This window comes from Sphingobacterium sp. UBA3519 (assembly GCF_002377215.1).
Lineage (GTDB): Bacteria > Bacteroidota > Bacteroidia > Sphingobacteriales > Sphingobacteriaceae > Sphingobacterium > Sphingobacterium multivorum.
Window position 1 is genome coordinate 61,646 of the sequence record NZ_DFPI01000019.1, and the last position, 14,394, is coordinate 76,039.

Genomic DNA, 14,394 nt, shown 5'->3' on the forward strand with positions numbered 1-14,394 from the left:
TTTGGGTGGGGGATACCTCTGTCCGTATTTTTAGCTTTGTTAAAGCTGTTTTTAAATCTATTTATCTATTCAATTAATAATATGCAGACGCACAGTCCTAAATCTGAGCATTCACAGGTATTTTCAATATTACATGCAGATGGTGATCTGCTTATGCGCAAAATAATAAAAAACCTCTTTTCCAATGCTGCCTTTCAGCTCGATTCTGCTGCGGATGGAAGGGAAGCCCTGGCTTTGTTGGAAGCGAAAGGGGAGCAATATGATTTTGTCATAACGGAAATGCATATGAAGTATGCAAATGGATACGAAATTGTCAGTAAGATCATCAGGGATTCACCCTGGACTAAAATGATCATCACTTCAAATATGAGCTATGCGCATATTCGCGAAGGGCTCGATATCCGTCATTTCGCCGATGGCATTAGTGTGAATCTGGATATGAGAAAATTTCTCTACGCGCGTGCAGCTCACTATGTGAACAAATACCTCTCTAGAGGATCCAGCAACAATTTGGCTGACGCTATATATCAGACAAATGCGTTGAAGGATTCTGCCCGAAAGACGGAATTGCTACAGCTGTTAAGATAACTGGTCTATTGATTGAAGAACCATCTTTAACAGATGTTTTGCATTCATTAATATTTTTTGTGGCTGATGCGCTACAATCTTTAATTTTTTGCTAAAAATAGGTGTTTTTTTTCTTACTTGAGTGTAATATATTCTATATTTGTTTTTAGCGCTGTTGTAACTTATTATCTTTGATAAAGAGCCTGTTATGAAGTTTGTATTTTACACCGATGTGTATAGCTGTATAAGTTGGTCTATTAATTTTTAATGATGTATAAAAGAAAAAGTTTTCACCTATTTTTAGTATCTATGGTAGGGGTCGCATTGCTTGATGCAAGTTGTGCAAAAAAAGACTTATATAATCCAGGCAATGTCGACAGTTCGTCCGTTTTGCTAACAGATGGAGGTGTGGTGCCTGAAGGGTTTAACTGGAATTCCGTGCGCACCGTCGATGTTCGTGTCGCTGTGGACGATAAATTTGATGGAAAGTATTTCTATCGTATAGAAATATTTGATCAAGATCCTTCGCTCTCTGCTGCGAAATTATTGGCTGCTGGTCAGGCAAAGCAAGGTCAGGATTTTGTAAATAGCTTGTCGGTGCCGACCTCGGTGAAATATTTATACCTGCGCGAAACATCTCCTTTAGGTACTCCGGCTTTGTCGATGATTGAAGTTGGTGAATCTTCCATCATCACGGTGGGAAGTGCAACCGCTTCTTCTACAGCTAAAGCTAGTATAATGCGTACTACTGCTGGCTCAGCTGCACTTGCAAGTGGTGCTCTGAAAGCTGAGGTTGTAACGAGTACCGTTGTCGCTGTTCCTAGTGATGCTGTGGAGATAAGCGGCAACGGCTCTGTATCTGTCGCTTCCGATAAGTCTTATGTCATTAAATCAGGAGTAATATTTACGGGGACAATTGATGCCAATAACGGGACAAGTAATGCGAAGATCTATGTGCAAGGTACATGGAAAAATGCAAACTATGAATTAAATATCGGAAGCAATAATGGGTTAACAGTTGTTCAAGGGGGGGCGATTGAGTTACGAAATGTTACCCAGAACACCACTGGTGGTTTTACTAATTACGGTACAGCATCTCTGTCAAATATGACAACAACAACTAATTCGCTTTATGCCAATCATGGCGTTATAAACGTTGATGTTGCTGATATCACCAATGGTAGTTTTGTCAATTTTGGGGTTGCAACTATTCGAAGTCTGACAAGTACAACAGGATCTACAACCATTCGAAACGAAGGAACTTTAGTAGTGACAACGGCTAAATTAACGAATGCGACATTAGAAGCTGTATGCCATACGACATTTGGATCATTGACAACAGGTGGGGCGAAAGTATCTGTAGCAAATGGGGCTTTATTGAGTGTTGATAATCTCGAATCGGGAGGTACTAGCTTTAATCTAGCCGCTTCGGCCATATTGAATGTGAGTACTTTGGCTAAATTCGGCAGCTGGGCAAATACAATGGCAGGTCCTGCCTCCGGTCAATCATTAGCACGCTTGAAAAAAGTGGATGTCAAAGATCAAAATATGGCAATTACCTATTCTGGTAATTTGGAAATAGCATGTTCGAATCACACAGCAAATGAGCAATATAATACATTCTATGTGGTAACAAGTCCAGCCAGGCTAGTCCCTTACGATAAATCGACCGTCGCTATTGCTTCGACAAATTGTAATGCAGGAGGTAATAGCAACGCAGGTGGTACCCCTGTTGATCAGACGGTTGCAGAAGTGATTCTCGGTACTTACTCTTATGCTTTTGAGGATGCTTGGCCTGCAAAAGCAGATTATGATATGAATGACTTTGTGGTTGATGTAGCTATCAGCAAATATCAAAACTCGGCAAATAAAGTAACAAAAGTTAAGTTAGCGGCTAAAATACGTTCGGTGGGTGCACTTGCGCGTTTGGCGGCGGCAATTCAGCTGGATGGTATATTGGCTAGTAATGTGAAGTCGGTGTCTTATTCTAAATCGGATTTAACGGGTGTAAATATTCCATTGGCTAGCAATAACGTTGAATCGGGGCAGCGGTACGCTGTAGTGCCAATTTGCGATGATGCTCATAAAGCATTCGGCTTATCGGACATCAAGTTTATATCAACGCAGGACGGATCATTCCAGCCGGTGGATGTCTTAATTACAGTCGAGTTTACTACGCCGTTAGATAATTTTACCTATACGAATTTGAATACTTTTATTATCCCAGGTGGCTCTAATAAAAACATGCGAAGTGAGGTGCATATGGCTGGATATAAGGCAACGGACAAAATTAACAAGGAGTTGATCAACTATCAGACGAATCAGATTAGCAACTTGTCACCAAATGATCCATTTAAAACGATTAATGGTGATCCTTGGGCACTGTGTGTACCAGTTTCTTTTAAATATCCAAATGAATGGAAAAATATCAATGGTGTATATCCGCTATTCCAGAGCTGGGCTGTAAGTGGCGGGACACAAAATACCAATTGGTATGTTAAATAAAAAACTGACTAAACACCCTCATCTACCTGGGTACCCCTAAAAAGGGGTGCTCATTTTGTTCAGGTATTTTGACCGTGTGAGATTCTAATGCTAATGTCGTTAAATTCTAAGAACTTCATGAAAAAAAAGATTATAATAATTGATGATAAACCCGCAATAGGGAAGTTAATTACGCTTTATTTAAATGCAGATTATGATTTTCGCTTCTTTAGCAATGCGATGGAAGCATATAACTGGCTTAAGGAGGGAAATGAGGTCGATTTAATTTTATCAGATTACAGCATGCCGGAAATGAACGGCTACGATTTGCTTATGATGATCAAACAAAATGAATTTTTTAAAGATATTCCTGTTATTATTCTCTCTGGTGAAGATAATATGAATACGAGAATTAGCCTTTTGGAAGCTGGTGCAGAAGATTTTATATTGAAACCATTTAACCCTCTTGAATTAAAATTACGCATAAAAAAGGCATTGAAATAGTGCAACGATACAGTGATTATATATACTTTGGCGGAAACCTCCAAACCTTTGATTACTTTCATCAGCAGGCCCAGGAAAAAATGGGAGTTGACCTGAAGTATTTTGATTCCTTTGAGTCCATGGATACATTTTTTCAGAGTCAGGCGGGACATTTCTTTTCCGTGATATTCTTCGAAAAAAGCAAAAGCCTAGGTAAAGACCTTGCACGGCTAACCAAGCTGGTTGGGTATGGAAAAGATACATTGTTGATCTTAGTTGGAAATGATCTTTCTCGTTTTGAAAAGCAGTCTTATTTTGAGGCTGGCATCACAAATACCATCAGCTCGCGCGCAAATGCTGAAGTCTTTCAATCGGTTCGAAAGTATATCGGTTTATATTTCGAGGCAACAGCGCAGACCGAAAAATTTGAAACGGCGAGCTCGACCTTTCGCAAAATTGATATTCCTATCGGGAAAAGGATGTTTGATATTGTCGTTTCATTCTTGCTGATTTTGCTATTATTGCCGCTGCTGGCTGTAGCATATTTTGCTATCAAGTTAGAAAGCAAAGGATCTGCTGTGTATAAGTCTAAACGTATCGGTGCAGGTTATTATATGTTCGATTTTTATAAATTTAGATCCATGTACCCTGATGCGGATAAGCGGTTAAAGGATTATATGATGCTCAATCAGTATGGGGGTTCTAAACAGGCCGAATCGAAAAAGCCGATCTCGGTAACTGCTCTCGATGAGAAAAATGTGCATTTTACGGATGATGAATTACGCGATTTGTTGATTGATGATGATCTTGTTATGAAAGGTGCTGATCTACTGCAAAAGCAAAAAAAAACTGCCTTTTTTAAACTTGTAAAAGACCCTCGCGTAACGAAAGTCGGCCGTATTATTCGAAAATATAGTATTGATGAGCTTCCTCAATTGTTTAATGTGCTCAAAGGTGATATGTCAATTGTCGGCAATAGGCCACTTCCTTTATATGAAGCCGAAGTATTAACAACGGATGATAGCGCTGAGCGCTTTATGGCACCGGCAGGAATTACTGGCCTGTGGCAGGTGGAAAAAAGAGGTGATAATGGAAGTATGTCCGATCAGGAACGAATTATGCTGGATATCGATTATGCAAAGAATTATTCTATATGGATGGATGTCAAAATATTATTTAAAACTCTCTTTGCGTTTATCCAAAGAGCGGATGTTTAGCGTAAAAATTTATACAATATCAAAATAAAATACTTATTTTAAGAATAATATATCATTGCTCTATGGTGCAAGTTGATTATTGGGAAATGAGCAAATGAATAAATATAATAGGGTAGCACCCCTAAAATTTTGTTGTCTGAAGATGAAGAGATTAATCATACTATTTTTATTCTTAACCTCAGCGGTGGCGTACAGCTATGCGCAAAAAGTATTACAGATTGCTGAGGGACTGGATTATTCTAAACTTTTGCTGCCGCCGCTGGAGGAGCTTTTTGAGAATGCAAAAAGAAGTCCGAGCGTGGAGATGTTTGAATCTAAGATGATGGAACAAGATAATCTCTTAAAATCTGAGAAGAGAAGCTGGATGAAATATTTTAAGGTTGGGGGATCATGGCAATATGGTAATATTGGTGTTAATTCCATGTTTACGGATCAATATACGCCATTATTTTACCAATATTCTGGAGCAAAGCAAAATGCGCTGTTTGCGAGTGCGACGGTAACTGTACCGATTGATGATGTGTTTGATCGATCCAACAGAGTCAAACGACAAAAGATGCAACGTCGCTCTACTGAACTGGAAATGGAAAAATGGTTTGATGAACAAAAGGTACGTATTATCGATTCTTACGTTAAATTAACCAATGCGATATCTATTCTGAAGAAGAAGACCGAGAACCTTACCTTAACAGAGGCGCAACTGAAATCAGTTGAAGAGGATTTTGCGAATGGGCATGCGGCGATCTCGGAACTGAATGCGGCGAAAAAGATGGAAGTCGAAGCTTATGAGGCTTTTAAGTTGACAGAAAGCACAATTACTGCTGAACTTTTGCATCTGGAAATTCTGAGTAGAACTAAAATAATCAGTAAGTAACGATGGGGATAATAGTTTACATTATAAAATCTTTATACAGATTTAAATGGTGGTTGATCATATTGCCGTTGATTGTGATGGGTATTGTTATCTATTTTACAAGAAATATGAATAGGCAATATGAGGCAGATATGACTATTTATACGGGTATTATTTCCGCCAATGGAACTGATCTAAGCCAAGATGGCAAACAGGATTGGAATATTCTAAAAAATTCTTTACAAAATGTGATCAATACTATAGGTTCGAAAGAAACAATGCGCGTGGTTTCTTTCAAGCTGTTTGCTAGGACGATGATAAATGGCGATTTGAAGGCGGATAATATTTATATCTCCAGCAAACATTTTCGTCAATTGTTGGATATTACCCCAGTCGCTGTCAGAAAGTTAATCGATAAAACATCTGAAGATCGTACAGTGGAAAATCTAAAACGGTATGAAAAGATGGATGCTAAAAATTTTGTCTACGGCCTATTTAATTGGAACCATCCTTATTTTAGTTATGGAGCATTGAGCAAAATTGACGTCAAGCAGGTTGATAATAGTGATATCCTGCATGTTTATTATGAAAATAATGATGCCGGTATTACCTATCAAACCCTCAATGTACTCAGTGAAGTCTTTGCGGATGAATACAAAAACCTGCAATATGGAAATACCAATAATGTGATCAGATATTTTGAAGCGGAACTTGCTCGTATTGGTAAGGATTTATTTATGAAGGAGGATTCTCTGACAAAGTTCAATGTGGCAAATCGCATTATTCACTATGATAAGCAAACCGAAGCCGTTACCATTATGGATAAAGATTATGAAACGAGGAAACAAGAAGCTTTAGCGGCTCGGGATAGAGCACAAGCAAGTATCAGTCAGCTAGAAGCAGGAATTGATGCTAATATAAAAAACATAAAAAATAATGCACAATTTCTGGCCAAATTGAGGCAGATTTCTGATTTAAATTATTCAATATCGCAAGTTGAATCTTATCAGGCGGATTCTCTAGGTACCCGTTCTATAAATTCTGACAAGACGCTACTGGATATGAAATCCAAACTGAAAACGCAAGAAAAAGATTTTCGAGATTTCATCAGTGATTATTCATCTCAAAAGTATACCAAAAATGGTTACCCGAATGCAAATTATGTTGCGCAATGGGTCGACGAACTACTTAAATTGGACCAAGCGCAGGCAGATATCAAAGTGGTCAATGATTTTAAGGGGGAGCTGGATAAAATGTATTCTCATTATTCGCCGATAGGTTCCTTACTTAAGCGTCAGGAACGTGGTATCAACTTTACTGAACAGAGCTACCTTTCTGTTTTGGGCGCCTTGAATGCTGCTCGTCTTCGTCTCAAAAGTTTGGAAATGAATTCGGCTACCCTAAAAGTTATTAATCCGGCTACTTATCCGCTTAACTCAAAGCCGACAAAACGCAGAACTTTGATTATCGGTTCTTATTTTGCTACAATGGCTTTTTTATTGGGCTGTATATTGCTAGTGGAGCTTCTTGACCGTACATTACGGGATAAACGTAGAGCAGACCGGGTTACGAAAGGTAACGTTGTGGGCGCGTTTCCGGATGAAAATATAGGTCGATATAAAGCGGATATCAAAAGGCTTGCTTCAAAAGCTTTGGCAAATCAATTGTTTGGATACCATAATAGCGAACAAAGCTATAATTTTGTCAATGTCTTGAAATTCGATGGTGTCATCGATATCGGGAATCTTATGCAACACGTAAAGCAGGAATGGGAATCCATGGGACTGCAGGTGGGCATATTAGAAGAAGGTGTAGATTTTCATGCCAAATCTAGGGGCTTTTTAATTGAAGGCGAGCTTTTGGACAGGATGAAAGATAAAGGTGAGGATTTTTGCCTTGTAGGTCATACAAATGCTTATAATATCCCTGTTCCGTCATTGTATCTCTCTAAGGCTGTAGTGAACTTGTTACTTTTAGACGCTAAATCTACCTGGAAGGAAGAAGATGAAGAATTGTTTAAGGAACTTGTGCAGCGAAGCGGGAAGGTACCTGTGTTAATAGGTTTGGTCAATGCCGATCGATTTGCTATCCAAACGTTTACAGGTATGTTGCCCCCTTATAATTTTTTCAGAAGATTGGAATATAGGTTTTCTCAATTGGGAATCACGGCTACAAAAGCTTAGCGGATCTTGGGCGTAAAAATGACGGAGGATATTTTAGTTCGAAACTTAGGCTTAAAGGTGCTGGCGGTAATCGGATGTGCACTGATCACTTTTTTGTCCGTATCTGGGGGCTTGCTACCAGGTGTTGGATTCGCGCTCCTTCCTTTTTTGATCTGTTTTTTAATCGTTTGTATCCGGAATCCGTTTATCAGTTTTCTTTTCTTATTTACAGTATGCTTCTTTGTCATGGGCATACTGCGATACACACGTATTCCTGTGCCGCCAAGTATTGTAGTCGATCTTGTTATTCTGTTCAATTTTATTGTCATTGGATTGAACCATCTGTATGGCAATTATAATTCTAAATTTAAAATTCCATTGTACTTCTTTGTTTCTTTAGCATGGGCAGTTTATTGTACGGTGGAAGTCTTCAATCCTCAGAATGTATTAAGTAACTGGTTTGCGGCTATTCGAAGTACGGCGCTTTACTTGTGCCTATTTCAATTTTTGGTTTATTATATTTTTAAAGATAAGGCCAAAGTCCGGTATTTTTTTATTTTTTGGGCCATTTTGGTCTTATTGGGGGCAATAAAGGCCATTGGACAAAAATTTATTGGGTTCGATACAGATGAAAGAATCTGGCTTTACACGCTTGGGGCACATACGCACCTGATCTATAGCGGTGTCCGCTACTTTTCTTTTTTTACCGATGCTGCAAATTTTGGTTGCCATATGGGGTTGGGAATGGTGGTGTTCTCGATATTATTTCTTTATGAAAAAAATAATGCGGTACGCATATTTTATATCTTTGTCGCTTTGCTGGCCATGTATGGCATGCTGATTTCTGGAACGAGGTCTGCCATGGCAATTCCCTTGGCCGGATATGCCTTTTATATTGTATTATTAAAACAATGGCGTTTGACACTTATGGGATCGACTCTGTTTGTCATTATTTTTTGTTTTTTATCGCTAACGAATATTGGCAATAATAATGCTGACATCAGAAGGATGCGTACTGCTTTTCAATTTAAGGATGATGCTTCTTTTAATTTGCGCAAAGAGAACCAAGCAAAAATGCAAACATTTATGCGCAACTATCCGATAGGGCTGGGGCTTGGAGCTGCAAAAAATGCTGGAGAGGGTGATTTGTTGAATGGGCTACCGACAGATACTTCTTTCGTTTTCGTTTGGGTAGAAACTGGGATAGTGGGTTTAATCGTATATTTGTTTGTTTGGCTCTCTTGCCTGGCGATTTGTTTTTATTTTGTATGGTTCAGGTTAAGGGATACTTGGCTTCGCGGGATATGCAGTGCCGCAGGTGCAGGTATTGCGGGAATGATGGCCGCTGGTTATGGAAATGAAGTGTTGCACCAGTTTCCAACAGGAGAAACAATTTACATTCTGATGGCGACCGCCATGTTATGTCCATATCTTCAACAAAATGAACAAAATAGAAAGCAGATCTTATCCTAAAGTTTCATTTATTACAGTTAATTATAATGGTGTTCAAGATACCATGAACCTTCTGGAAACGCTCTTTGCTAATATCAGGAGTTTTCGTTTTGAAGTTATTGTGATTGACAACGCTTCTGATACGGATGAATTTTTGTTGATTAAGAAGTACTATTCAGAAGTGATAGGGATACATTTGCCGAAGAATCTGGGTTTTGCAGGAGGAAATAATTTCGGTGTAGACATGGCGTCTGGTGAATATCTATATTTTATTAACAATGATACCCTGCTGCCCCAAGATGCAGATTCACAGATTCGGGCTATGATTTCTTTTTGTGAAGCCAATTCAAGTGTAGGTGGACTCTCTCCTAAAATACTTTATGATAAACCTAAAGATCTGATTCAGTTTGCTGGAAGTACGCCATTGTCATTGATAACTATTCGAAATAAGCAGATAGGATATAAGGAGCTGGATAAAGGTCAGTATAATAAGATCGTACGTATCCCTTATTTCCATGGTGCGGCTATGTTTGTTCCAAAAAGGGTAATTGATCTGGTTGGCAAAATGCCTACTTGCTACTTCTTGTATTATGAAGAATTGGATTGGTCGAATAGTATCACGGAATTTTTTGAAATTTTTTATTTTCCTTCAGCAGAGATTATTCATTTAGAAAGCGCATCGACAGGAATCAATAGTCCTCTAAAGACTTATTATATTACACGAAACAGAGTGATATTTGCGTATAGGCAAAGGAAGTATATTTGGCGATTATTTGCAGTTGGTTATTTGGTTTTGCTGGCATTTCCTGTGCATTTGTGCCTGCTTTTAATTAAATTGAAGTTTAGTCAAGCAGCTGCAATGATTAAAGGAATTTGGTCGGCTAGCTACTGGATAATGTTGTGGCACCGATAATATAAATATGTAAATATGAGATTGTTAATAACTATATTTTGGTACGTAGACCTTTTATTTTTTATCCTATGTACGCTTTGGGTAGCCTATGTGGCCTTGTTCGCTTTAGCATCCCGTTTGAAGGGAAACTTAATGGTCAAAGATGCGGAAACTCAGCGCAAATTTGCAGTATTATTTCCGGCCTACAAAGAAGATAACGTTATCAGGGAAAGCGTGCTGCGTTTCAAGGAGCAGGATTATCCCGCTGAGTGCTATGATATTGTGGTCATTTCGGATGAAATGGAAGTTAGGACGAATAATGATCTCCGGGAATGGGGTATTTTAGTCTTGCATCCCAATGAAATAGAGCGGTCTAAGGCCGAATCACTTAAAGTGGCCATGGCGCAGCTGGATGATAAATTGTATGATGTGGTTGTGATTATGGATGCAGACAATATTGTTTTTCCTGATTTTCTTTGCAAGCTGAACAATGCTTTCGCGGTTGGGGCTCAGGCTATTCAAGCCCATCGTACGGCCAAAAATAAATCAACAACAACCGCAATTCTAGACGGAGTAAGTGAGGAAATCAACAATTCTATTTTCCGTTTGGGGCATGTTCGTCTGGGTTTCCCCGCAGCTCTTATTGGTTCGGGAATGGCTTTTGACTTTAAGTGGTTTAAAAGGAGGATCGCAGAGATCACATCCATGGGCGAAGATAAATTTTTAGAGTATTACCTCCTATTAGATCGTATGCACACATTATATTTAGAAGATGTTTTCGTTTTGGATGAAAAAATCCAAAATAGTGGTGATTTTTCCAAACAACGTCGTCGCTGGATTGCCTCTCAGGTCGATATCTTTTTCATTGCTATTAAACAGACAGGAAAAGCTCTAGTTTCAAAAAATTGGGCTTTAGTTGATAAAATTTTTCAATGGTCTATGCCGCCGCGGATTATTATGCTCGGTGCCATTCCACTGTTTTTTCTGGGATCACTTTTTGTGGAAGGCAGTTCTTCACTAAAATGGTTTTTTTTATTTACATTGTATATAATTAGCTTATTGTTGGCGATTCCGAAAAAATTGTATACAAAGCAATTGCTTTTAGCGATATTTACTCTGCCAAGCATATTTTTTGCCATGTTGAGCAGCATGATAAATTTTCGCTCGGGTAGATCTTCGTTTATCCATACCAAGCATGGTGAAGTTGCTGATAAAGAGGATAAAAAATGAGACAATATTGTATTAGAACATTTACATTGAACTTCCTATGGGGCTAAAAGAAAAAGTCATGCACAGTCCTGGTCTGAAGAAGTGGCTACATGGTGTACTCATGCATCCTGTGCGAACGCGTCCAAGATGGTATGTGCGGCTGTTCCAATTTTTGTTTGTTAGCAAGGGATCTGGTGCAGTCATTTATCGAAGTGTTCGCAGAGATCTCGTGCCTTTCAGAAAGTGTCATATTGGCGCCCGAAGTGTGGTGGAATCTTTTTCGTTGATCAATAATGCTGTTGGAGATCTTATTGTGGGCAATAACTCCCGCATCGGTGTGGGGAATACGGTAATTGGACCGGTTCGGATTGGAGACAATGTGCAGGTAGGGCAACATGTGTTGATATCAGGGCTTAACCATCGTTATGAGGATGTCAGTACAGCAATTGCACAACAAGGGGTAGAAGTGGCGGAGGTACGAATCGATAATAATGTCTGGATAGGTGCCAATGCAGTGATTTTGGCGGGAGTTTCTATTGGGGAGCATTGTGTTGTCGGAGCTGGGGCGGTGGTGACAAAGAGTATACCCCCATTTTCGGTTTCCGTAGGGAATCCAGCTAAAGTAGTTAAAAAGTGGGATGCTAGGCAGAATAAATGGATCAGAAATCATGAATAATCACCCTGAAATAACTGTGGTGATGCCAGTTTTCAACACCGAACTTTATCTTGACCAGGCGATTGAAAGTGTACTGTGCCAGACGTTTGATCATTTTGAACTATTGGCAATAAATGATGGATCTACGGACGGTAGCCTTTCACGCTTGGAGTATTGGGCGTCAAAAGACCAAAGATTACGCGTTGTTTCACAACGGAACCTTGGTTTATCCGGTGCAAGGAATACAGGTATCAAACTTGCAAAAGGTGATTTTATTTACTTTATGGACAGTGATGACATGATTGCGAAAGATACATTAAGCTTATGTTATGCGTATTGTAAAAGAGACCAACTGGATTTCGCTTTTTTTGATGCAGAAACTTTCGGCCATGGTATCCAAAATACCGTATTAGTAAATAATTTCAATTATAAAAGAACTCATATTGGAAGTGAGATTATGTCGGGGAGCGTTACCTTAGAAAAACTATTGAAATTTGGGGAATTCTTTTCATCGGTCTGTCTCCTTTTTATTGATGGTAATTTTTTAAGGGAAAAAAGGTTGCTATTTGAAATGAATATTGTGCATGAAGATGAGCTTTTTACATCAATTTTATTTCTGGAAGCGAAAAGGATCCGCCATGTCCCAGTGTCCTTTTTTATGCGTCGCTTGCGGTCGGACTCTATAATGACAGTTACTTATTCCATGAAGAACATAAATAGTTATTTCGCTGTGGGAACTAAATTGCTGGAATATGCCGTACAAAATCCAATGCGAAAAAAAATCGTTGACTGTTACCTGGAAGGAATGTTGAATGCCGCTGTATGGAAGGCCCATGCTATGCCTTTAAAAAATCGGGTTTATATTTTTAATGTATGTATCAGGCGCTGGTGGAAGTATGTTAAAGTGAAAACGCTATTCGCTTTATTGTTGAAGAAATATAAACTTAGCTAATGGAAAGTGCTAAAAAACAGGTTATATCCGGAGTCTTTTTTACCGCAATAGCAAAATACGCCAACTTGATAATTTCTCTTGCGGTGACGGCAGTCCTCGCCAGGATGTTAGCTCCTGATCAATTTGGTGTTGTCGCCATTGCGATGGTTATTATCGCTTTTCTAAATCTAATTGCAGATATCGGCCTTTTTCCAGCGGTGATTCAGTATAAAAATCTGACGAAAAACGATTTGGGAAATTTATTCTCCATCTCTTGTTATTTAGGCTTCTCATTAGCCCTATTTCTTGTTTTAATAGCACCGTTGATAGCAGATTATTATCAACAATCCCTCCTTAGAAATATCATCAGGCTGTTGGCGATAGGTCTGTTTTTTACAGCAAGTTCAGTGGTGCCCAATGCTTTGTTCTACCGGGAGAGAATGTTTAGATTTATCGCAGTGCGCAGTTTTTTGATACAGATTATCTTAGGGGGGGTATCGATAACAGCTGCTTTCTATGGAGCAGGTATTTATGCGTTAATCATCAACCCTATCCTTTATAGCATATTGCTCTTTGTAGTCTCAATTATGCACTTTCCGTTGCCTTTTAAATTTAAAATCTCTATCAACGACCTCAGGCCCGTTTTGAGATATTCTTCTTTTCAATTTTTATTCAATATCGTTAATTACTTTGGAAAAAATTTAGATACATTGCTCATAGGACGTTTCCTAGGTATCCATACCTTGGGCTATTACGACAAAGCTTATCAATTAATGTCTTTGCCACTACAGAATATTACACAGGTTATTACACCTGTCATACACCCTATTCTGAGTCTAAAAAAAGAGGATAAAATGGAGCTAATTGCTGCAACGGAACAACTTATCACTGTGCTGGCTTTAATAGGATTTCCACTTGTTGCTTTCTTGTATTTTGCAGCGGAAGATCTCATCTATCTTTTTTTTGGATCGCAATGGGGGCCTGCAGTTCATGTATTTCAGCTATTGAGCCTTACTGTTGGGATTCAGCTGATCTTGTCTTCTTCAGGATCAATTTTTCAAACGACTGGCGATACGAAGTACATGTTTTTTTCGGGACTATTCTCGGCGATCTTGAATATATGCGGTATACTGTTGGGGGTGTTTCATTTTCAAGCTATTTCTGTTATAGCTGGATGCTTGGTGATAACAACCTGTATGACATTTTTTTTTACTTACATGCTATTGTATAGAAAGGTATTCAAAAGAAATATATTGATTTTTTTTGAGATTTTGCTTAGACCTGCTTTGGCGGGTGTATTATTGGCATTGCTGCTCAAGCTATGCAGTCAATTCCTTAATACGGATATTGTTTGGTATAAACTAGCTGTGAAAGCTTTCGTATTTGGCCTTTTTTTTATTGCTTTCGTTTGGTTTGGTGGTTATAGGTCATATTTAGAAATATATTTAAAGAAGAAAAATTAATTCATATCGTGAAACTTCACGCTATT

The 14,394-nt window shown here is 38.7% G+C and carries 12 protein-coding genes; all 12 read left to right on the plus strand.

Annotated elements, in window-relative coordinates; genetic code table 11:
- Nucleotides 1-81: 81 nt before the first annotated feature.
- The 12 genes from B3297_RS09685 (at nucleotide 82) to B3297_RS09740 (ending at nucleotide 14,368) form a co-directional block, all read left to right on the plus strand.
- Nucleotides 82-588, plus strand: coding sequence for a response regulator (locus tag B3297_RS09685; protein WP_286778840.1), 507 nt, complete (start codon nucleotides 82-84; stop codon nucleotides 586-588).
- 246 nt (nucleotides 589-834) lie between these two features.
- A complete protein-coding gene (locus B3297_RS09690; RefSeq protein WP_286778841.1) occupies nucleotides 835-3,072 on the plus strand; it encodes an LruC domain-containing protein in 2,238 nt (745 codons plus the stop codon).
- 117 nt (nucleotides 3,073-3,189) lie between these two features.
- Entirely contained in the window at nucleotides 3,190-3,555 is a 366-nt protein-coding gene (locus B3297_RS09695) for a response regulator (protein ID WP_286778842.1), read from the plus strand.
- Entirely contained in the window at nucleotides 3,555-4,751 is a 1,197-nt protein-coding gene (locus tag B3297_RS09700; RefSeq protein ID WP_286778843.1) for a sugar transferase, read from the plus strand. Before B3297_RS09695 ends, B3297_RS09700 begins: the two co-directional genes overlap by 1 nt.
- A 142-nt stretch (nucleotides 4,752-4,893) precedes the next feature.
- A complete protein-coding gene (locus tag B3297_RS09705; RefSeq protein ID WP_286778844.1) occupies nucleotides 4,894-5,625 on the plus strand; it encodes a TolC family protein in 732 nt (243 codons plus the stop codon).
- A 2-nt stretch (nucleotides 5,626-5,627) separates the two neighbouring features.
- A complete protein-coding gene (locus B3297_RS09710; RefSeq protein ID WP_286778845.1) occupies nucleotides 5,628-7,787 on the plus strand; it encodes a GumC family protein in 2,160 nt (719 codons plus the stop codon).
- An 18-nt stretch (nucleotides 7,788-7,805) separates the two neighbouring features.
- Entirely contained in the window at nucleotides 7,806-9,239 is a 1,434-nt protein-coding gene (locus B3297_RS09715; RefSeq protein WP_286778846.1) for an O-antigen ligase family protein, read from the plus strand.
- The gene (locus B3297_RS09720) at nucleotides 9,208-10,131 is read left to right on the plus strand and encodes a glycosyltransferase family 2 protein (protein ID WP_286778847.1); all 924 of its coding nucleotides are present in this window, start codon (nucleotides 9,208-9,210) and stop codon (nucleotides 10,129-10,131) included. The genes B3297_RS09715 and B3297_RS09720 overlap by 32 nt, the downstream gene beginning before the upstream one ends.
- 15 nt (nucleotides 10,132-10,146) lie before the next feature.
- A complete protein-coding gene (locus B3297_RS09725) occupies nucleotides 10,147-11,340 on the plus strand; it encodes a glycosyltransferase (protein ID WP_286778848.1) in 1,194 nt (397 codons plus the stop codon).
- Between the two features lie 37 nt (nucleotides 11,341-11,377).
- Nucleotides 11,378-11,995: an acyltransferase gene (locus B3297_RS09730; protein ID WP_286778849.1), complete on the plus strand. Its 618-nt coding sequence runs from the start codon at nucleotides 11,378-11,380 to the stop codon at nucleotides 11,993-11,995.
- Nucleotides 11,958-12,926, plus strand: coding sequence for a glycosyltransferase family 2 protein (locus B3297_RS09735; RefSeq protein ID WP_286778850.1), 969 nt, complete (start codon nucleotides 11,958-11,960; stop codon nucleotides 12,924-12,926). The genes B3297_RS09730 and B3297_RS09735 overlap by 38 nt, the downstream gene beginning before the upstream one ends.
- The gene (locus B3297_RS09740; protein WP_286778851.1) at nucleotides 12,926-14,368 is read left to right on the plus strand and encodes a lipopolysaccharide biosynthesis protein; all 1,443 of its coding nucleotides are present in this window, start codon (nucleotides 12,926-12,928) and stop codon (nucleotides 14,366-14,368) included. Before B3297_RS09735 ends, B3297_RS09740 begins: the two co-directional genes overlap by 1 nt.
- The last annotated feature ends 26 nt before the right edge of the window (nucleotides 14,369-14,394 follow it).